At 55.7% G+C, this 19472-nt stretch carries 20 protein-coding genes; 18 read left to right on the top strand and 2 right to left on the bottom strand.

Features of this window, described 5'->3' with window-relative positions:
- The first annotated feature begins 5 nt into the window (after positions 1-5).
- A complete protein-coding gene (locus WC859_08945) occupies positions 6-746 on the top strand; it encodes a class II glutamine amidotransferase (GenBank protein ID MFA5976272.1) in 741 nt (246 codons plus the stop codon).
- On the opposite strand, the gene WC859_08940 is transcribed toward WC859_08945, so the two are convergent.
- Both WC859_08940 and WC859_08935 read right to left on the bottom strand, forming a co-directional pair.
- Positions 743-1516, bottom strand: a complete 774-nt coding sequence (locus WC859_08940; protein MFA5976271.1) for a cob(I)yrinic acid a,c-diamide adenosyltransferase — start codon at positions 1514-1516, stop codon at positions 743-745. The two genes, WC859_08945 and WC859_08940, sit on opposite strands and share 4 nt — an antisense overlap.
- Positions 1513-2202 (bottom strand): hypothetical protein, encoded by a 690-nt coding sequence (locus WC859_08935; GenBank protein MFA5976270.1) that lies wholly within the window; start codon positions 2200-2202, stop codon positions 1513-1515. Before WC859_08935 ends, WC859_08940 begins: the two co-directional genes overlap by 4 nt.
- A gap of 236 nt (positions 2203-2438) precedes the next feature.
- On the opposite strand from WC859_08935, the gene WC859_08930 reads away from it, so the two are divergent.
- The 17 genes from WC859_08930 to WC859_08850 all read left to right on the top strand — a co-directional run bounded on the left by WC859_08930 (position 2439) and on the right by WC859_08850 (position 19472).
- Positions 2439-2804: a sulfite exporter TauE/SafE family protein gene (locus WC859_08930; GenBank protein ID MFA5976269.1), complete on the top strand. Its 366-nt coding sequence runs from the start codon at positions 2439-2441 to the stop codon at positions 2802-2804.
- Positions 2805-2857: 53 nt separating this feature from the next.
- Positions 2858-4900: an amylo-alpha-1,6-glucosidase gene (locus WC859_08925; GenBank protein ID MFA5976268.1), complete on the top strand. Its 2043-nt coding sequence runs from the start codon at positions 2858-2860 to the stop codon at positions 4898-4900.
- Between the two features lie 240 nt (positions 4901-5140).
- A complete protein-coding gene (locus WC859_08920; GenBank protein MFA5976267.1) occupies positions 5141-8173 on the top strand; it encodes a hypothetical protein in 3033 nt (1010 codons plus the stop codon).
- Between the two features lie 129 nt (positions 8174-8302).
- Entirely contained in the window at positions 8303-8665 is a 363-nt protein-coding gene (locus WC859_08915; GenBank protein ID MFA5976266.1) for a hypothetical protein, read from the top strand.
- A gap of 124 nt (positions 8666-8789) precedes the next feature.
- The gene (locus WC859_08910; GenBank protein ID MFA5976265.1) at positions 8790-8939 is read left to right on the top strand and encodes a lmo0937 family membrane protein; all 150 of its coding nucleotides are present in this window, start codon (positions 8790-8792) and stop codon (positions 8937-8939) included.
- 11 nt (positions 8940-8950) lie between these two features.
- Positions 8951-9841 carry a DUF1207 domain-containing protein gene (locus tag WC859_08905; protein MFA5976264.1) on the top strand — a complete coding sequence of 297 codons (891 nt, stop codon included), beginning with the start codon at positions 8951-8953 and terminating at the stop codon, positions 9839-9841.
- A 67-nt stretch (positions 9842-9908) separates the two neighbouring features.
- On the top strand, positions 9909-10442 hold the full coding sequence (locus tag WC859_08900; protein ID MFA5976263.1) for an OmpA family protein: 534 nt from the start codon (positions 9909-9911) through the stop codon (positions 10440-10442).
- Between the two features lie 159 nt (positions 10443-10601).
- The gene (locus WC859_08895; protein ID MFA5976262.1) at positions 10602-11894 is read left to right on the top strand and encodes an N-acetylmuramoyl-L-alanine amidase; all 1293 of its coding nucleotides are present in this window, start codon (positions 10602-10604) and stop codon (positions 11892-11894) included.
- A 6-nt stretch (positions 11895-11900) separates the two neighbouring features.
- Complete coding sequence (murI, locus tag WC859_08890; protein MFA5976261.1) at positions 11901-12719, top strand: glutamate racemase; 819 nt, start codon at positions 11901-11903, stop codon at positions 12717-12719.
- Between the two features lie 3 nt (positions 12720-12722).
- Complete coding sequence (locus WC859_08885; GenBank protein MFA5976260.1) at positions 12723-13094, top strand: 6-carboxytetrahydropterin synthase; 372 nt, start codon at positions 12723-12725, stop codon at positions 13092-13094.
- A complete protein-coding gene (locus WC859_08880; GenBank protein MFA5976259.1) occupies positions 13091-13777 on the top strand; it encodes a 7-carboxy-7-deazaguanine synthase QueE in 687 nt (228 codons plus the stop codon). The genes WC859_08885 and WC859_08880 overlap by 4 nt, the downstream gene beginning before the upstream one ends.
- Positions 13774-14295, top strand: a complete 522-nt coding sequence (locus WC859_08875) for a nucleoside-triphosphatase (GenBank protein ID MFA5976258.1) — start codon at positions 13774-13776, stop codon at positions 14293-14295. Before WC859_08880 ends, WC859_08875 begins: the two co-directional genes overlap by 4 nt.
- 26 nt (positions 14296-14321) lie before the next feature.
- Positions 14322-15500 (top strand): class I SAM-dependent rRNA methyltransferase, encoded by a 1179-nt coding sequence (locus WC859_08870; protein MFA5976257.1) that lies wholly within the window; start codon positions 14322-14324, stop codon positions 15498-15500.
- Positions 15501-15508: 8 nt separating this feature from the next.
- On the top strand, positions 15509-16876 hold the full coding sequence (gene murC / locus WC859_08865; GenBank protein MFA5976256.1) for a UDP-N-acetylmuramate--L-alanine ligase: 1368 nt from the start codon (positions 15509-15511) through the stop codon (positions 16874-16876).
- Entirely contained in the window at positions 16863-17762 is a 900-nt protein-coding gene (gene murB, locus WC859_08860; GenBank protein ID MFA5976255.1) for a UDP-N-acetylmuramate dehydrogenase, read from the top strand. Before murC ends, murB begins: the two co-directional genes overlap by 14 nt.
- Entirely contained in the window at positions 17759-18697 is a 939-nt protein-coding gene (locus WC859_08855; protein MFA5976254.1) for a D-alanine--D-alanine ligase, read from the top strand. The genes murB and WC859_08855 overlap by 4 nt, the downstream gene beginning before the upstream one ends.
- Positions 18687-19472, top strand: a complete 786-nt coding sequence (locus tag WC859_08850) for a hypothetical protein (GenBank protein ID MFA5976253.1) — start codon at positions 18687-18689, stop codon at positions 19470-19472. The genes WC859_08855 and WC859_08850 overlap by 11 nt, the downstream gene beginning before the upstream one ends.

The raw sequence follows: 19472 nt of genomic DNA, 5'->3' as shown, positions 1-19472 counted from the left end.
CGTAGATGAGCCGTTTGTTGGGCCTTGTGGGAGCGCCGCTCCCGGGCCGCGACGTGCTGTCCGTTTTCTATTCGCTTTGCCAGGAAGGGAATCCTGACGGGTGGGGCATTTCCGGATACAGCGCCCGACGGGCGGTGTATTTCGGCCGCCAGGCGGAATCCGCGGGCGAAAACCGGGAAGCGTTTGACCGTGCGGTGGAACGCACGGTGAAAACGCAGAGCCCGGTGCTTATCGCTCATTTTCGAAAATCGCCTGACGAAACCCGTGAGATCGGCAAGACCCAGCCGTTTCATTGCCGGGACTGGGTTTTTGCTCACGACGGGGAACTCTTTAATGCGCCGGAACTTCCGCTGCAGGAGGCGCGACTGCAGGGGGGATCGGACAGCGAACGATTCGGGTTGTGGATGCTCGAGCATGTCGCGAGCGCTTTGAATACGACCCAGGCGCTGGCAGCCACGCTCCAGAATCATCGTTCGAACCTCGTCTTCAGTTCTTTGAATTTTCTGATGAGTGACGGAAGGACGTTGTGGGCTTACCGGGATGTGGGGGACGGCCAACTCGCCAAAAATGAATCTCCCGATGAGCGCGGGGAAATATACTCGCTTTTTGCGGCCCAGGTGGGTCCCCGCGTTGTCGTTTGTTCGGAACCGTTGCCCGCGCTCTCTCAAACATGGACCCCGTTGAATACCAAAACTCTGGTGGCTTTCCCCTCGGATGGTTCGGCTCCGCAGGCGATAAAAATTTAGTCCAGGTCCATGTCCCGGAGCGGTTTTTCGACTTTCCCGCCGTCTTTATTGATCTGATCAACATTCTGCTGGAACAGTTTGTCCGCAATTTCTTTTTTCTTCTGGATATCCGACGACGCCTTCTCAAAGAGCGTTTTGCGCCGTTCTTTTTCCGCTTCCAGTTTCTGCAGGGTGGCGTTCAATCGGTCCCCTGTCATGTCCTGGGGGGAGAGGGCCGTGCCGGACGGATTGATCCACGCGGTTTCGGCCCCGCTTTCCCGGTTGTTGATCCAGCGCGCCAGAACAAACAGAAAATCCGACAGGCGGTTTAAATAGGGAATCACTGTTGGCGCGACCGTTTCTCCGACGGCTAGGGCCACAACGTCTCTTTCCGCGCGCCGCGCCACAGCCCGCGCCAGGTACGCGAAAGCTGCCGCCGGTGTTCCCTGCGGCAGAATAAAGTTTTTCAGCGGAGGCAGGTCTTTTTCCATTTTGTCGATGTGCGTTTCCAACGCCTGAATCTGGGATTCGGCCAGGACCGCATGGCGGCTCTTGTCGGAGGGGGCTGTCGCGAGAATGGCGCCGATAATAAACAGGTCGCTCTGGATGGCCTCCATCCATCCGCGGACAAATTGAGAATCGGAGGTGAGATGGGCCAGAATCACGCCCAGAGCGGCGTTGGTTTCATCGACGGATCCGCAGGCCCGTATGCGCGGCGTATCTTTGCGGATGCGCGCGTTTCCGAGCAGGCCGGTGGTGCCGTCATCGCCGGTTTTGGTGTAGATCGTCATAAGGGTTGATTCGGGATCAGCGAAAAAAACCGGTCTTCGTATTCCGCAAAAAGCCCAGACTGCTTCAGAAACGCGGCCAACGAGGGAAGGCGAGATACGTCCTGCCGCGCTTCCTTGAAAAGACGCTCGATGGCCTGTCGCTGTTTTTCTTCTTCGCGCCGGGCGGGGTTAAAGAGGCCGTGTTCCTCCAGTTCACGGACATTTACGGGGAAAGAGCGCAGGCTCATGTCGATAATGAATTTCATGATGGAAAGCCCCCAGGTCTCATCTGGTCCCTGGAGCAGCGCGGTGCGGGGTTTATCCTCCCGTGCCATGGCTTGAGAGACCCGCTCGATCAGTTCGGTAACCCGGCTTTTTTCCAGCGAGGTGCTCCGGATCTCGTTGCGGAACGTGTATTCCAGCGCGCGCAGGGCTTCTCCGTAGAGGCGCTCCATCTGCCGGCGGTAGGCGTCCTGGTCTTGGCCGAAGCCTTCGAACCGTTTCTGCCAGAGGTCCGGGGTGAGGATTTTGGGCCGCTGGGCGGTGACATCGCCTTCGCGAAGGCGGCAGGTTTCCGAGGGATCGGTCACCGAAGATAAAAGCACATAATGAAACGTCGTCGTTCCGAAAGTCGCCAGGTTGTGTTTAGGCGATCTCAGGATTTTCGTTTCCTGCAGGGTCTGCCGTAAAAGGGAGTCATCTTTCATATCTATATTTTACTTCATTCACCTAAATAATCCGATGCGTAAGCCGCCCTTGACGTCATCCCCGCGGTCACTCACGTCGTCATCCTCCGCAGCCACTGGCGGAGGATCCATCATTGACGGAGAGATCCCCCGCCAACAACCGCGGGGGATGACGACTGTGGTTTCATTCAGCAAAAACTTGACCGTTTTGCGCTGGGACACCCCCTTCGCCATCAGCAAATAGGTAAAATAATTACATGGTCAGTCTGTATCTGCTTCTCGGAGGTGTTGCCGGAATCGCCAGCGGGCTGATCGGCATCGGTGGGGGGATCCTGATCGTTCCGGCCCTGACCTATTTCTTTCACTTTACCCAGCATCGGGCGCAGGGCACGACGCTGGCCCTGATGATCCCGCCCATCGGAATACTGGCCGCCTGGACATACTACAAGAATGGAAATGTTGACCTGCGCGCGGCCGTTATCATCTGCGCCGGTTTTATCGTTGGGGGGTGGCTGGGTGGAAAACTGGCCGCCCGTCTTTCGGAGCTTTGGCTGCAGCGTTTATTCGGAGGCCTTCTGATGCTCGCGGGCTTGCGCATGCTCCTGGCTAAAACGTTGCGTTAATTTAAACTTTACATCGCCTCGCTGAAAAAACTTTTGTAAACTTCACGACAGATATGATTGCTTTTGATAAAGATACCTGCGGCGATTTTGAGACCGCCCTGTCCAAGGAGTGGCTGGAAACCAATGGGCTGGGCGGTTTTGCTTCGTCGACCGTTCTCTGCTGCAACACCCGCCGCTACCATGGTTTTTTAGTGGCCGCCACCCGCCCACCGGTCGGCCGGATGATGATGGTCAACGGTCTGGAAGAGTGGGTGGTTCTGAACGGGACCCGTTATTATCTTTCCTGCCATCAGTACCCGAAAGTGGTGGATCCGCGCGGCGACCAGAATCTGATCGGATTCCGTATCGACCCGTGGCCGATCTGGACCTACCGGCTCGGCTCCCTGATCCTTGAAAAATCGCTGGTGATGATCCATGGCCAGAACACGACGATACTTACCTATACCATGCATAAGGACGGTGTGGTCGCGGAGCTCGTGGTCCAGCCCCTGTTGACGGTCCGTGATTTTCACGCCATTCATAAGGAAAACAGCGCGCTCCAGCCTCAGGTTGAAAAACGGAACGGGGTGTGCGTGCTGCAGCCTTATCCCGGTGTCCCGACCGTTTACTTTCATAATAACGCGGACGAATTTGTTCCGGGGTTCAACTGGTACCGGGATGTGTCCTACGTCCGCGAAGAAGAGCGCGGGCTGGAATCCCGTGAAGATTGCTGGTCTGCTGGTGCGTTTCACTACCGGTTGCGCGGAAATCAGGAAGCCGTCCTGATCGCGACGACCGAAGGGGATGGTTATTTTGATACTACCTATTTATTGAACGCCGAACGAGCCCGCCGGCGGGCGCTCCTGACCGGATGGGAAGCGACCGACGATGTGACGCATCACCTGGTTTCGGCGGCCGATCAGTTTTTGGTGAAACGACAGATCGATGACGCCGAAGGCGCTTCCGGGAAAAGCGTCATCGCCGGTTATCCCTGGTTTGAAGACTGGGGTCGGGACACCTTCATCTCGCTGCCGGGACTTCTGCTCGTCACGGAACGTTATCAGGCGGCGCGCGACATCCTGCAGGCGTATGCCCAGGTGATGAATCACGGGCTTGTTCCGAACCGTTTTCCGGACTCCTCCGGAAACCCCGAATACAATACGGCCGATGCCAGTTTGTGGTTTATTCTGGCGGTTTTTCATTTTCTGCGCTACACACGGGATTTTGATTTTGTCCGCGACCATCTGTGGGAGGCAATGAAAGGGATTCTCCTGAACTACCAGAACGGGACGCATTATCAGATCCACATGGATGTGGATGGGCTGATTTATGCCGGCCAGCCCGGGCTCCAACTCACCTGGATGGACGCCAAAATAAACGACTGGGTGGTGACCCCCCGCACCGGAAAACCGATTGAAATTCAGGCGCTCTGGTATAACGCCCTTCGGATCATGGATCAAATCGGAACACGTCTGGGAGACAAAGAACAGGCCAAAACATGGGTGGGGCTTGCCGAGAAAGTCTGGACTTCCATCAACCGGCAGTTCTGGTTTGAGGAGGAGGGGTATCTCTACGACGTGATCAACGGCGAGCAGCGCGACACCAGCCTGCGTCCGAATCAGATATTTGCCGTGAGCCTTCCTTTCGAAAGCGTCAGTCCGGACCGTGCCGCCCGCATCGTTTCTCTGATCGAAGAGCGGCTTTTAACGCCGTTCGGGCTCCGCACGCTTGATCCGAAGGACCCGCGTTATGCGTCGCGTTATACCGGGGATCCCCGGAGCCGGGACGCGGCTTACCACCAGGGAACGGTCTGGGCGTGGCTGATCGGGCCGTTCCTGACCGCTTACCAGAAGGTCAACGGCAAATCCGCCAAAACCCAGTCACACCTGCGGGCTCACCTGGCGCTTCTCCTGACGCATTTGTGGGAAGGCGGCCTGGGGACCATTTCAGAGATTTTTGATGGGGATTTGCCGCATGACCCTCGTGGTTGCACCGCTCAAGCCTGGTCCGTGGCCGAAGTCCTGCGTGTGATGTGTGAAGAACTCGGGACGAAAAACCCTTCCGCTGCCCGCTCCGCCGAACTCAGCAACGCCTCGTCCGTTTCGTCCGCGCGTTAACCCGCTATTTCTAAACGGTACTTTTTGCCTGGGAAACACTTTCTGATACAATAGCCGAACGATGCCCGCCAAATTTTCCTTTCAGAAGGACTCCTTTGTTATCGAGCAGTACAATCAGGCTCACGCCTTTTCCAGCTTTCTGCCGGGAATCGCCGGCGAATACGGCAAGCCGATGTGGGTTTTCTATACCAACCGGGGGCAGTGCCTTTCCAGTTTCGGGATCCGTAATAAGGCGGGGCCATGCTGGAGTTTTATCCCGCCAATAAGGCGTATATCACGACGCCTCTCTTGGGTTTTCGAAGCTTTTTCCGGTCGCATCCGTCCAAAGTGATCTATGAACCCTTCCAGATGTCGGCTTCGGGAAAACCCCTTCAACTTTTGAGGATTCGGCCGGAGGAAATTGAAATAGAAGAAACGAATCCCGCGCTGGGCTTGCGAATCCGTGTCACCTATTTCAATGTCCCGAATGAAACGCTTCCGGTTCTGGTGCGTTTGGTCCATGTCGAGAACATCGGCCGCCGGGTGATCAAAGGGGATTGGCTGGACGGCCTGCCCCACGTCGTTCCCTATGGGTTGAATGAATGGTTGTGCAAGCACATGTCCCGCACCATGGAGGCGTTTGCCCAGGTGACCCATGCGGACGATCGCCTGCCGTTTTTTAAATTGAAAACCGAACCGTCCGACAAGCCTGAAGTGCACTGGATCCATGGGGGATTCTTTGCGTTTTCGTTGTCCCAGGGGAAGCTATTGCCTCTTCTGGTCGATCCGGTTCAGGTCTTCGGCTCGGACACCAGTTTTCAGCATCCGATCGCTTTTCAGTCGAATCGAAGGGCCAATGGCTTCATGCAGACCGAATCGATGTCTGCCTGCGCCCTCAGCCTGACGTCCATGACGCTGCATCCCGGCCAGTCCACGACGATTCAATCGTACTACGGTCAGGCCGATGGATGGGAACAGGCGAAAAATTTTCAGGATCTGGTTCGATCGTCCTCCGGCTACGCCGAGCAGAAGCGAACGGAGAACTCCGCCTTGATCCGCCGGTTGATGGATACCTTTTCAGTTCATTCCGCCCTTCCCGTTCTGGATGCGTACAGCCGTCAGGCGTTTCTGGATAATATGCTGCGCGGCGGACAGCCCTTTCAGATCTCCGGCCCGGGGCGCCCCAAGGTGTTTCATTATTACTCGCGCAAGCATGGGGATATGGAACGGGACTATAACTTCTTTGAGCTGTCGCCGACCTATTTTTCCCAGGGGACCGGCAATTATCGGGATGTCAATCAAAACCGCCGGTCTGAGACGTTCCTGTACCAGGGGATCGATTCCACCAATATCGAAACCTTCTTTAACCTGATCCAGCTGGACGGCTATAACCCGCTCATGATCCAGTTTGAAAAATTCTATGTCCCTTCGGAGCGGTTAGACGCCGTTGAAGCGGGTTTCCCGCCAAAGATCCGGCCCGGGTGGCGTCATTTTTTAACCAAGCCATTCAGCCCCGGGGAGCTTTTCGAACGTTTAACGCATGAAGAGGATAACCGGCAGGGGGCTCAGGAGCATTTTCTCGACATTCTGGCGCAGGCAGAGAAAATTCAGGATGCCGCGCACGGAGAGGGTTATTGGGTGGATCACTGGACCTATAACCTGGATTTTCTTGAGAGTTTTTATGCGGTTTATCCGGACCGGCTGCGGTGGCTTCTGGTGGAACGCCGGGATTTCACCTATTACGACAATGATCATGTGGTGCAGCCCCGCCACAAGAAATATGTTCGTCGCGTGGACAGGCAAATCCGTCAAATGGGTGCGGTTGTCCGGGATCCTGAGAAGACCAAACGGTTGCATCAGCGCAAAGACGATCCCTTTAAAGTCCGGACCCAGTATGGAGCCGGCCGGATCTACCAGACCTCCCTTCTGGCCAAGATCCTGGGGCTCATCGGGATCAAAGCGGCGACGCTGGATCCCTTCGGTGTCGGCATCGAAATGGAAGCCGAAAGACCGGGATGGTGTGATGCGCTGAATGGGTTGCCCGGGCTGATAGGGTCCTCCACCAGTGAGGCCTTTGAGTTGCGCCGCTGGGTCCGATTTCTTCAGGAGCATCTGGCGGAATTTCTGGACGACAATGAAACCCATGCCATCGCCGAGGAGGTGGCGGAGTTCCTTCACGCGGTTCGTGAAGCGCTGACCCTGGTCCAGCCGGGCGACTTTTTTAAAACATGGGATACACTGGCGTCCTTGCGGGAACAGTTTCGTGAGCGTGTGCGTTTCGGCGTCAGCGGCAATGAGGTGCCCCTGAGCCGCAGCGATATAGAGGCGCTTTTATCAGCGGTGGCTTCTGTTCTGGATACCGGACTGGCCAAGGTGATGAAGCGCGGGCTCTGTCCCACCTATTTTATTAACGAGGTCGTCGACTACAAGATGCTGCCGGCGACTGCCGTACCGGATGACGGGAAACCCGTCGAGTACGTCAAGGCGCTGACGTTTAAACAAATCCCGATCAGTCCTTTTTTGGAAGGTCCCGTTCATGCATTGCGGGTGGTGCGCAGCCCGCAGCAGGCCCGCAAAATTTATCAGGCGGTTCGCGCGTCGGCGTTGTTTGATCGCAAATTGAAGATGTATCGGTTGAATGTGTCGCTCGACAAGGAATCCTATGAGATCGGCCGCAATAAGATCTTTTCACCGGGTTGGCTCGAGAATGAATCGATTTTTCTGCACATGGCGTATAAGTTCCTGTTGGAAACGCTGCGTAGCGGCCTGGCCAAAGAATTCTTCTCGGATCTGCGCAACGGCCTGGTTGCCTTTCAGAACCCTCACCGCTATGGCCGGTCCATTCTGGAAAATTCGTCTTTTATCGCCAGCAGCCGTTTCAGCGATCAACGCGTGCACGGCATGGGATTTGTCGCCCGGTTGACCGGCGCCACCGCGGAGTGGATCAGCATGCTGCTCCATATGGGGCTCGGACGCTGGCCGTTCCGGTGGGTGAACGGCGAGCTTCATTTCCAGCCGGAACCGACGCTGCCCCGGTGGTTTTTTAGTGAAAAAGAGCGGGATGGATTTCCGCCGCAGTCCTTTGGTTTCCGGCTGTTTAACCGGAGCTGGGTGGTCTATCACAACCCCAAGCGGCGGGACACGTTTGGTCCGGGCGCGGTCCGACCGGTCGCTTTCACGGTGGTTCAAGTCAACGGGGAAGAATCCCGTTATCCAGTCCATTTCCTTCCCGATAGCCTGGCCCGCGCCCTGCGGGACGGCAAGCTCGAACGCGTCACCATCGAACTCGGCTAACCGCAGAATCCTCCCCGCCGGGAGCCGGTAAAACCCGCTTTGCATCGTCGGCAAATGGTAAAATAATATGTGGAAACCCACCGGATAGTATCTGCCGTCGTTCTCGGCTGGATGAGGAGGAATGCCATCATGCGAAACATATTCTGGATGATGATGTGGGGGAGTTTGTTCCTGATCTCTTCAGGCTATGTCCAGGCGGGATATGAGGGTTCTTATGGTACGCCGCGGGATGAGGGTCAAATGCTGAAGCAGGGAAGTCCGATCGTCCAGTCGAATGAAATCACCGGGACCATCATCGCTTCTGACGTGGTCCTGCAAAAGATCACAGTCATTGGCACCGCAGGAACAACTATGGAGTTTTTCCTGGATACCAATACACCGATCACCGATCATAATCGACAAATCAACTTTTTAGAATTGCGCCCCGGCGATCGTGTGACCGTGCACTATTACCCTGAGCCCCGGCTGGTCAACAGCATCGAAAGAATTTAAGGCGCGTTACGGATGTTTCCCTTACACTTCCCCCTAATAGGATGACAGACGCGAAAAATAGCTCTCTTCCGATATAGACAGCCGGATCAATTACTCCTACTATATACCCATGTAAGAGGTTTTTATGCTATGGGCAATCTTTGTTGTTTTGCTGATTCTTTGGGTTCTCGGGTTCGTCACTTCCTATACGTTGGGAGGGGTCATCCATCTCTTGCTTGTTGTTGCCCTGGTGGTGATGGCGATTCGGATTATTCAAGGACGTAAGCCCGTATGAATAGGAGTAGCTTGAGGAACTTTCGATTTGTTCTCCTAGCCCTTGTACTTACGATTCCATGTTTCTCTGCAGCCGGATATGAAACGCAAAGTTTTCCAACCGCCCATGAGCTCTTCTCGCCACTTCAAGCCGATCCCGCTGAGCCCCATTTCGGGTTTCAACTCGGTTTTCCCGTTTCGCACACAGCGATTGCCCGGATCGATATCGGCGACTATTTAGGACTATACCGTTGGGCGCTCGATGATGTGGGGGTTCTGCAGCTGAATGTGGGAGGGGCCATTAATACGCGTTTTGATGCGACTTCCTCACACAATTTGCAGGTCGTCGATTTTTACGGCAATGTGCCATTGGATCTGCGCATCAAGTGGTTTTCCTTGCGTTCGATGTTCTACCACGACAGTTCGCATTTAGGGGACGATTACCTGCGCGAGAACAATTTGGTAGGCCAAAGCAATTCATGGGAGGCCTGGCGGGAGACTCTATCCGTGCAAGTCTATAAGGCACTGCGGTTCTACGGTGGATACCAGCAAGCTATCCATACCAAACCCAATTGGAGCGGCCGCAAGGCCATCCAGGGGGGGAGTGAACTCTATTTCAACACCTCCGAGAAAAGCTTTTGGCATTCCTACTGGGCCAACGATGTCCAAGCATGGGAGCGCTCCAATTGGGATGTGACTTGGATCTCGCAGATCGGATTTAAAACCGGCGATGCGTTTTCAAAGGGGCGGGGCATCTCGTATTTCGTTCAGTTCAAAATGGGGCCCCGTTACGAGGGCCAGTTTTATCAGAATAAGGAAACCATCTGGGGCGCGGGCCTGAAATTCGTCCTGTCAGACCATCTGTTTCAAGCCTCGCCAACACCAGAAATCCGCATGGCAAGTCCATCGGAGGATACCCCATGAATCAGTATAGTCATTCACCCCTGCAACTTTATTTACGCGAAATGGAAGAGTAAGAGAGGCAAAAAATATGAATCGATATGCCGCCTTTGAAATCCTGGTTCTGATACTCTTGGTATCCTCGCGCATCTGGGGCGAAGACCTTCGGGGGAATGCCAACGTTGATAGCGCGGCGAAGATTGACGCCATGAACCAATCCGTGAATGAAAACTGGAATGTGAATGATCGAAATGGGACACGGCTCCTGATCCTTTTTGATGCCGGGAGCACCCGCCTCTCTCAAAAGTATGCCGGGGACCTGAAGGAATTTGCGGATTACCTGAAGGCCCATCCCAAAACGACGGCCGATATTTTCGGACATTCCGACGGGGTGAGTGGGAAGCCGGCGGATTTCGAGCTGGCTCAAGCCCGGGCAAATGTCGTTCGCCAGTACTTGATTGATGCGTACGGAATTGATGGAGATCGCTTGAAAGCAGAAGGGTACGGCCAGGTCACAGCGCGTGCGACCAATCTCACCAAATCCGAAAAACAAATGAACCGGCGGGTCTTTGCCATCATCAAGGACGAGTCATCGGCATCCGCGCCACGGACACATCCCCGTTAAATGTCAGGCCGAGGTGTCGTGTCTCTATCGGGCACTTAACGAGCGGGTGGCGAGTGTGGCATAAAAGGCACTCCACCCGCCTTTTATCGTGTCAGCGCCCGGCGTAAATCTCTTCACGGCTTCCCGAAGGTTCGTCGGGAATGGTAAAATTACTCTTCCATGAGAAACACCTTGGTTGACCCGCTTCTCCGGGCCTGGATAAGCGGTTTTTTTCTTCTTTGCCCTCTGGGGACTATGCATGCCGCCACAAACCAGCAGCTGATCCCGGTTATTCGCCAGTCGCCCGCCCCTCCTCATTCCATTTCAATCTGGAAATCCTTTCTGAAAGTTTCTGAATTTAACAGGTGTTCCTACGTGTCCCTCGCACAGGTCGCTGTTTTGTTTGATGGCCATCTGCATTGGCATCCCGTAGCTAAGAATGTTGATTTGTTATTGCACGGCGATGTTGTCCGGTTTTTCTATGGTGCATCGCCCGCGTTCATTAATGGGCGGCGCTTCCGCCTGGAGCGGCCCACCGTTCAAAATGATGAAGGGTTTTGGGTCCCCGTCAGCTTTTTCGCCCAACCGGAGTTTTACCGCGTAACTCATATTAAATTGAAATGGCCTCCCACGGCCAAGCCCGTCGCTCCGGTGGCGGCTAAATCGAAACCCAAAGCCCCTACTCCTCTTCCATCCAAACCGGCGCCAGTCGCCTCCCCTGAACCGATTCCTCCAATTGTTGCACCCAAGCCCGCAGTTCCTGAAACAACCGCGCGTTCTGCCAAAGCCGTTCGCCGCATCGTCATTGATCCCGGGCACGGGGGGAAAGATCCTGGAACTGTGAGTGCTCGCGGGATTGAAGAAAAAAGGATTAATCTCATTTTGGCACAGGAGCTGTCCGATGCCTTACGCGAGAAAGAGGATTACGAGGTTCTTATGACCCGTACGGATGACTCTTTTATTCCTCTTGAAGAACGGGCCCAATTGGCCAATCGCCATAACGCGGATTTGTTTATCTCCTTGCACTGTAATGCGTCGCTCTCCACCCGCATGAAAGGGTTTGAGGTGTATTTCCTATCGGAAAACGCGTCGGATCCTCATGCCGATGCGGTGGCGCGTCTGGAAAACTCTCCCTTAGCCCTGGAAGGTAAAACGCCTTCCCCTCGGGAGGTCGCCGCGGTTCTCCGATCGCTGGTTAAGACGGCCTATATTAATGAATCCTCCTCTTTAGGAGCTCTGATCGCCCGTGCGGCGGCCCAGAGGTTGTCTGAGCCCAGCCTGGGGGTCAAGCAGGCCGGTTTTTATGTTTTGCGCGGAGCTGAAATGCCCGCGGTTTTGGTGGAAGCGGGTTTTCTATCCAACGTAAAAGAAGCAAAATTATTGCAGAAAGCCTCGTTCCGCCAGCGGCTGATTGAATCGTTGGTGACTGGTATTCGAGTCTATGATGAACGAAAACGTCAAGAAAGGCGCTAACAACTCATGAGTACAATGACTGACCTTCCGATCGGAATGTTTGACTCGGGTGTGGGGGGATTGACGGTTTTGCGCGAGGTCATGCGGCAGCTGCCACGGGAGTCCATCACGTATTTCGGTGACACGGCCCGGGTTCCCTATGGTTCAAAATCCCGGGATGTCATCGTCCGTTTTTCGACCGAGATCGGACAATTTCTCATGCAGGAGCGCGTGAAGATGTTGGTGGTGGCCTGCAACACGGCCAGCGCCTTTGCCCTGCCGGTGATGCGGCAGCGTTTTACGGTTCCGATTATCGGTGTGATTGCGCCGGGGGCTCGAGCGGCATTGGCCGCGACCCAAACGAAGCGGATCGGCGTGATCGGGACCGAGGGCACGATTGAGAGCCAGGCCTATTCCGAGGCCATCCATTATCTGGATCCGCACGCCGAGGTGTTCGGCCAGGCGTGCCCCCTGATCGTGCCGCTGGTGGAAGAGGGATGGATTGACAAACCGGTGGCACGAGACATTGTGAAGGAATATCTGTTGCCGCTTCTGGAAAACAAGATCGATACGCTGGTGCTGGGTTGTACGCATTACCCCTTACTGAAAGGGTTGTTGAGTTCGGTCGCGGGACCCCACGTCACGCTGATTGATTCGGCTGAGGAGACGGCCCGCGCGATGGGTCAGCTGTTGAACGAAAACCATTTGGAAGCGTCTTCGAACAATTCGGCAATCAGACGGTTTTATGTCAGCGATGCTCCTGAGAAATTTGAGCGGACCGGCCGTCGTTTTCTGGGCGAACCGATTCCCGGTGTCAAACGGGTCGATATCGGAACATGGGTCTAAAACATGTTTGACGTTCTGGTTCGATCTGGATTCACGGCGGATCATGCCCTGCGGCATTATCATGGCGCCACCGAACCCCTCCACCCTCACGATTTTAAGGTGGAGGTGATTATCCGAGGAAAAAAGCTCCAAAACAAAGTAAAATATCTAACAGATTTCGTGGTCCTGCAGCGCGCTTTGGATGCGGTGATCAAACCGATGGACCATGTCAATCTCAATAACTATCCGCCGTTTGTCCGAGACAATCCCAGTGCGGAAAATCTGGCCCGATTCATCGCCCGTGAACTGGCTAAATGCTGGCGGGAACGGGGGGCCCGGCTTGTTTCGGTAGCGGTTTGGGAAACAGCCCAGACAGCGGCGCGTTACTGGTTGTGAGTTTTATATTGGATGTTTTTGCCAGTCGGCAGGGAGAAGGGCTGCGGGTCGGAGAGCCGCAGGTGTTTGTGCGTTTCGGCGGCTGCAATCTGGTTTGCAATTATTGCGATACGCCGGAAAGCATCCCGGAAAAAGCTGGATTCTCCGTAACTCTTCAGGAGTTGATTGAGCGGATCGCGAAACTCGATCAGGGTGTTCCAGGTTCGGTCGTTTCGTTGACCGGCGGCGAGCCCTTGCTGCAAATCGCTTTTTTGGAACAGTTGTTACCGCTCCTTAAAAAGAGCCAACGGCGCGTGTACCTTGAGACCAACGGAACTCTGCCGCAGGCTCTGGAACGTGTAATCGGACATTGCGACTGGGTGGCGATGGATATCAAACCCCCCAGCGCGACGGAGCATGATTTCTGGGAGGCGCATCGATGGTTTCTAAACGTGGGCGGAGACAAAATCTTTGTCAAAATGGTGTTGACCGGTCAAACAACCGAAGCGGAGTTCTTACGTGCCGTGAATCTGGTGGCGGGAGTTCGGCGGGATATTCCTTTTATCCTGCAGCCGGCGACCGATTGGGGAACCGCCCAGTCGATTCCGATGGCGCGGTTGGTGTCCTGGTGGGGCCAGGCGAGTCATTGTTTAAAGGACGTGCGAATTCTGCCCCAAATCCATCGTCTATGGGAGATCCCTTGAGCAAAAATCTTTTCATCGCGGGTACGCGCGCGGTGGGCAAAACCACGCTTTTGCGGGAAGTCACCCTGGCCAAGCGAGCCCGCATCGGAGGGTTTTATACCGAACATATCCTCTCTGGCCGCATCCAGAGAGGCTTCATGATCCGCACGTTTGATGGTCAGGAGCGCGTCCTGGCCGCGAAAAACCTGAAGAGTCCTCATCAGCTCGGAAAATATGGCGTGGATCTGAACGCTCTTGAAAATGTGGGAATTCCGGCGCTGAAGCTGGCGCTCATGAGCAAAGACCTCATCGTGATCGATGAGATTGGTTCCATGGAAATGATGTCGGAGCGCTTCCGCATGACGCTTCTGGAATGTCTGGCCTCGACCAAGCCTGTCCTGGCCACGATCCGGCCCGCGGCTCAGCCTTTCTCCGACCAGGTGAAGAAGCTGGTGGATACGCAGACCCTTCTTCTCACCAAGTCCAATTACCTGACCGTCAAGCAGCAAGTACGCAAATGGGTGGATGCGCAGCTTTAACAGAGCATCCGCATCCTTAAGATAACTTGGACTATCCACAGATCATCCTGAAACCCCGGGAAGAAGGCCGCCTGCAGGGCGGTCATTTGTGGGCTTTTTCCAATGAAGTGGCCCAGGCACCAACGGGCATTGCTCCCGGGTCCCTGGCGGACCTGGTTCATTCCCGAGCTGGTTTTATCGGACGTGGTTTTTACCATCCGCATTCGCTGATCGCTTTCCGGATTCTGACCTCACAAAAAGAAGATATTGACGAAAGTTTTTTTGAAAAGCGCTTGATCGAGGCCTTCACCTGGCGCGAAAAATGCTATCCGAACGGCCACGCGTATCGTGCCGTCTTCGGTGAAAGCGATCGTCTTCCCGGGCTGATGGTCGACCGTTATGGCGATCATCTGGTGGTTCAGGCGGTCGCGGCCGGGATGGAGCAATGCCGGAATCTCCTTGTCGGGGCGCTCCGGAAGGTGTTCCAGCCCCGGGTCATCATCTGGCGTGCGGACTCGGCTTTGCGCGAACTGGAAGGATTGCCCCAGGAGCCCCCGAAGGTTGTGTTCGGAGAGATGATGGGTCCTGTCCAGATTGAAACCGAGAATGGAAAATTTCAGGTCGACTTGATCGGCGGGCAGAAGACCGGTTTTTATTTTGACCAGCGGGACAACCGTCAGGCTCTGGCACCGTATTGTCGGGGGAAGCGGGTCCTGGATGCTTTCTGTTACTCCGGCGGGTTTGGCGTAGCGGCGGCTCTGGCGGGTGCACGGGAAATAGTTCTCGTCGATAGCGCGCACGCGGCGCTGGAGTTGGCCCAGAAAAATGCCGAGTTAAACAACGTGTCTGATCGCGTCACGTGTGTCGAAGGGGATGCGGTGGCGCTTCTTTCCAAACAAAATCCCGGGGGACCTTTCGATGTAATTGCGGTTGATCCTCCCGCGTATGCCCGTTCGAAGAAACATCTGCCAGCGGCCTTGAAGGCCTATGAGAAACTGAATGCCCTGGCTCTGAGCGCGCTCCCCAAAGGCGGGATTCTGGCCAGTTCCTCCTGCTCCCACCATGTGACGCGGGAGCTTTTTCTTGAAGTTCTCCGCCGCGCGGCCAAGCGTGCCAACCGCAATGTCCGGCTAGTGGAACTGAGATCTCAGGCCAGGGACCATCCCATTTTCCTGACGATGCCCGAGACAGAGTATTTAAAATTTGCCATATTACAGATGATCTAGGATCTAGCATGTTCAAAAAAATACAGCGTATTCACTTTGTGGGAATCGGCGGGGCCGGGATGTCCGGAATCGCCGAAGTGCTGGTCACACTCGGCTATAAAGTATCCGGGTCGGATTTGAAAGAAACCCCTGTCACCCAGCGCTTGCAGCGGCTGGGCGCCCGGATCTTTGCCGGGCATCAGGCGTCGAATGTTGAAGGGGTTCAAGTGGTTGTCACCTCCACGGCGGTGTCTCAGCAGAACCCTGAAGTGGTTCAGGCCCGGGCGCAGGGGATTCCCGTGATCCCGCGTATTGAAATGCTGGCGGAGCTGGCGCGCCTCAAGTACACGCTCGCCATCGCCGGGACGCACGGGAAAACCACGACCACATCCATGGTGGCCGCGGTGCTTCAAGCCGGCGGGCTCGACCCTACCGTTGTCGTCGGGGGACGCCTGAAACATATCGATTCGGGCGCTCGAATGGGGCAGGGGGATTACTTGGTGGCGGAAGCGGATGAATCCGACGGGTCATTCCTGAAGCTCTCTCCGGCTTTGGCGATCATCACGAATATCGACAATGACCATCTCGATTATTACGGAACCTTCGAAAAAATATGCGACGCCTTTGTTCAATACGCCAGCCGCGTTCCATTTTACGGCTGCGTCATCGTCTGCCTGGATGACCCGCACGTCCGGGCCCAGATCCCGCGGATGACGCGGCGGATCATCACGTATGGTTTTGATCCGTCCGCACACTACCGCGCGGATCAGCTGCGCGTGGATGTGAGCGGTTCAACGTTTCAGGTGATAGGTCCCGCCGGGTTATTGGGCGAGATCCATCTTCAGGTGCCTGGCCGGCACAATGTGCAGAACGCTTTGGCTGCGGTGGTTTCGGGACTCGAGCTCGGGATTTCCTTCCCGCAGATCGCCGACGGGCTGGCCGGTTTCGAGGGAGTCGGCCGTCGGATGGAGTTAAAAGGGGAAAAGAACGGTTTCACCGTGATCGATGACTATGGGCATCATCCGACCGAGATCCGCGCCACGTTATCCGCGCTGCGCGAGCGCTACCCTACTCGAAGGCTGGTGGTGCTGTTCCAGCCTCACCGTTACACGCGGACCCAGGCGCTCTGCTCTGATTTTGCCAACTGCTTCCGGAATGCCGATCGTGTGAACGTGTTGGATATTTATCCGGCCGGCGAGGCTCCGATCGAAGGGGTCAGTTCCCGCCTGATCCTGGATGAAATGCGCAAGACTCACCCATCCGCCAGTTTGCTTCCGAACCCTGTCGACCTGCAGAAACTTCGCATTGAGCTTCAATCGGGTGATGTGGTCGTGACGTTGGGCGCCGGAGACGTTTGGAAATACGGGGAACAATTGCTGGAAAATGTCCCTTCTTGACGAACTGCGGTCCGCCTGCCCCACCCTTCGTGAAAACGAACCTCTCTCGCGTCATACCTCGTTGGCCATCGGTGGACCGGCGGATTTCTTTGCCGACGTCAATACGCGTTCGGAGTTGATCGCCCTCCATCGGTGTCTTCAGCGACATCCCCTGCCTGTTTTTTTCCTCGGTGCCGGATCCAATGTGCTGGTGTCAGACCGCGGGGTGCGCGGATTGGTCCTCCATCTTCAAGGGGATTTCCGAAACATTGTCATCGAAAAAGACCGCGTGATCACGGGAGCCGGTGCCTGGATGCCGACGCTTGTGAAACATTGCGCGGAAAAAGGACTTTCCGGGATTGAGTTTCTGATCGGTGTCCCGGGAACGATCGGCGGCGGGCTTGTCATGAACGCCGGCACGCGTGACGGCGCGCTGGGACAGGTCGTTCTTTCCGTGGATGTTATCCGGCCGGACGGATCGGTGGAAACATTGCTCAGGGATCAACTCACGTTCGATTACCGTCGATCTAGTCTTGACGGCCGCTGGATTCTGGGGGCCACGCTGGGTTTGAAACCCGACGATCGAAGTTCTATAATTTCCCGCGTCGATACGCTTTTGAAGGTCCGCGCGCAGACTCAGCCGCTGGCCACAAATAACTGTGGTTCCGTCTTCAAAAATCCGCCGGGGCAGGCCGCCGCCCGGTTGATCGAGCAGGCCGGTTTGAAGGGGTTGGTGGCGGGGGGAGCTCGTGTTTCGGAGCGTCATGCCAATTTTATCATTAACGAAAAAAACGCACGGGCCTCGGACGTGCAAACGTTAATGAAACAGATCCAGCAGACCGTGTTTGATCGGTTTGGAATTCAACTTGAACCTGAAGTGAAATTGGTCGGTGAGTGGTCATCGTGAAAAATTTTCGCCGCTGGCTGCGCGGCCGCCGCATCGGTGTTTTGATGGGGGGCACTTCTGCGGAGCGGGATATTTCCTTAAAAACAGGCTGTGCCATCTGGCAATCGCTTAAAAGACAAGGATTCCACGCCGTCGCCATCGATGCCGCCAAACCGCTTCCCGCTTCTCTCCAGCGTCACAAAATCGATTGTGCTTACATCGCACTCCACGGTCCCGGCGGTGAGGATGGCGCGGTTCAAGGGCTCCTCCAATGGCTGGGCATTCCCTACACCGGTTCTGGTATCCTGGCTTCGGCTCTGGCCATGGATAAAATCGCCAGCAAACGACTATTTGAAGCGGCCCACCTCCCGACAGCTCCCTGGTTCTCACTCCAAAAAGAAGAACTCCCGAAAAGTCTTCCACAAGCGAAACGTTTTGGTTTTCCATTGGTTGTGAAACCCGTGGATCAAGGTTCGGCGATCGGGGTTTCGATTGTGCGTTCGGCCAACGAATGGGGACCGGCGGTAAGGAGCGCGGCCCGTTACGGGTCGACGCTCCTGGTTGAAAAGTTTTTAAGCGGGCCGGAAATTACCGTCGGTGTTTTGGGAAAACAAACGCTGCCGGTGATTGAGATCGTCCCCTGTGACCGGTCTTTTTACGATTTTCATGCCAAGTATGCGCCGGGAGGATCCCGCCATATTCTGCCGGCGTCGCTGTCAGCCGCGGTGTCCCGCAGGGCCAGTGAACTGGCCTTGGCCGCTTGCCGCGTGCTTCAGGTTCGAGCGGTGGCTCGGGTGGATTTGATCGTGGACCGGAAGGCGGGTCCGACCCTTCTGGAAGTGAACACCGTCCCCGGCATGACGGAGACGTCCCTTTTGCCGGATGCGGCCCGGGCGGTTGGAATGGATTTCGACGCGCTGGTTCTAAAAATTGCGGAGTGCTCATTTGCGGCGTAAGGCGAAGCGCAAACAGCGCGTGGTATTGCGGTATCGCCGTCGTGAAAAGTTGAAGCAGCATGCCAGCGTCTGGCTGATGCGCAGCGGGGTGGCGGTGCTGGCGGCCGGTTTTGTGCTGGGCATCATTGTCCAGAGCGATTCGCTCTTCAGCGGTTTTTTGCGCCGTCATACGCCCCTGATCGAAATGCGGGCCCCGAAGACCCTGGCCGGACAACCGGTTACTCTGGAGTGGCCGACCCGGCGGTATTGGCTTTGGGTGCCCGGGATTGCGTTATGGGCCGAACACCGGTTGGAGAAAAAGAATCCGGCCATTTGTGCGGTTCATTTCGAAAGGAATCTTTCCTCTAATCTCATTATTGCGCGGATCGAGCCCCGCGTTCCGTTGGTCCGGATGGAGTCGATGGGAATGGATCAGGAAGGGGTTGTGTTCCCGATTCTCCCGGGAAGTTGGAGCCAGTTGCCGAGCGCCAAATTCAATCCGGCTCTGGCGCGCCCGGCCCTGGGTCAGTGGATCGCTTCCTTTGCGAAACAGAAATCCTTTTGGAGTCAGGTCGCGGCCATCAGCGATGACCGGCTGGGCAACATGGCGTTCGATCTCAAGACCGGGGCGCACATCACGTGGGGGCCGTTGGAGTCAAAAGGGGTTATTGAAAAATTGACGGCTCTTTCAAGTGTTCTGGAGGATACCCATCAACATTTGGGAGGAGCCGCTCTGGCGGATTTGCGATTTTTTGAGCAGGGGCGTATCATTATAAGGCCGAAGTCGGTAAAATAA

This window comes from Elusimicrobiota bacterium (genome assembly GCA_041660185.1).
Lineage (GTDB): Bacteria > Elusimicrobiota > Elusimicrobia > 2-01-FULL-59-12 > 2-01-FULL-59-12 > JBAZWU01.
This window is presented reverse-complemented; position numbering and strand designations above follow the sequence as displayed.

What these genes read in the sequence shown, in the direction of transcription:
- murC (MFA5976256.1), top strand. Translation starts at nt 15,509, where the DNA reads ATGTTCAAAAAAATACAGCGTATTCACTTTGTGGGAATCGGCGGGGCC.
- WC859_08900 (MFA5976263.1), top strand. Translation starts at nt 9,909, where the DNA reads ATGAATCGATATGCCGCCTTTGAAATCCTGGTTCTGATACTCTTGGTA.
- WC859_08945 (MFA5976272.1), top strand. Translation starts at nt 6, where the DNA reads ATGAGCCGTTTGTTGGGCCTTGTGGGAGCGCCGCTCCCGGGCCGCGAC.
- WC859_08930 (MFA5976269.1), top strand. Translation starts at nt 2,439, where the DNA reads ATGGTCAGTCTGTATCTGCTTCTCGGAGGTGTTGCCGGAATCGCCAGC.
- WC859_08910 (MFA5976265.1), top strand. Translation starts at nt 8,790, where the DNA reads ATGCTATGGGCAATCTTTGTTGTTTTGCTGATTCTTTGGGTTCTCGGG.
- WC859_08920 (MFA5976267.1), top strand. Translation starts at nt 5,141, where the DNA reads ATGCTGGAGTTTTATCCCGCCAATAAGGCGTATATCACGACGCCTCTC.
- WC859_08895 (MFA5976262.1), top strand. Translation starts at nt 10,602, where the DNA reads ATGAGAAACACCTTGGTTGACCCGCTTCTCCGGGCCTGGATAAGCGGT.
- WC859_08925 (MFA5976268.1), top strand. Translation starts at nt 2,858, where the DNA reads ATGATTGCTTTTGATAAAGATACCTGCGGCGATTTTGAGACCGCCCTG.
- WC859_08915 (MFA5976266.1), top strand. Translation starts at nt 8,303, where the DNA reads ATGCGAAACATATTCTGGATGATGATGTGGGGGAGTTTGTTCCTGATC.
- murI (MFA5976261.1), top strand. Translation starts at nt 11,901, where the DNA reads ATGAGTACAATGACTGACCTTCCGATCGGAATGTTTGACTCGGGTGTG.
- murB (MFA5976255.1), top strand. Translation starts at nt 16,863, where the DNA reads ATGTCCCTTCTTGACGAACTGCGGTCCGCCTGCCCCACCCTTCGTGAA.
- WC859_08935 (MFA5976270.1), bottom strand. Translation starts at nt 2,202, where the DNA reads ATGAAAGATGACTCCCTTTTACGGCAGACCCTGCAGGAAACGAAAATC.
- WC859_08885 (MFA5976260.1), top strand. Translation starts at nt 12,723, where the DNA reads ATGTTTGACGTTCTGGTTCGATCTGGATTCACGGCGGATCATGCCCTG.
- WC859_08940 (MFA5976271.1), bottom strand. Translation starts at nt 1,516, where the DNA reads ATGACGATCTACACCAAAACCGGCGATGACGGCACCACCGGCCTGCTC.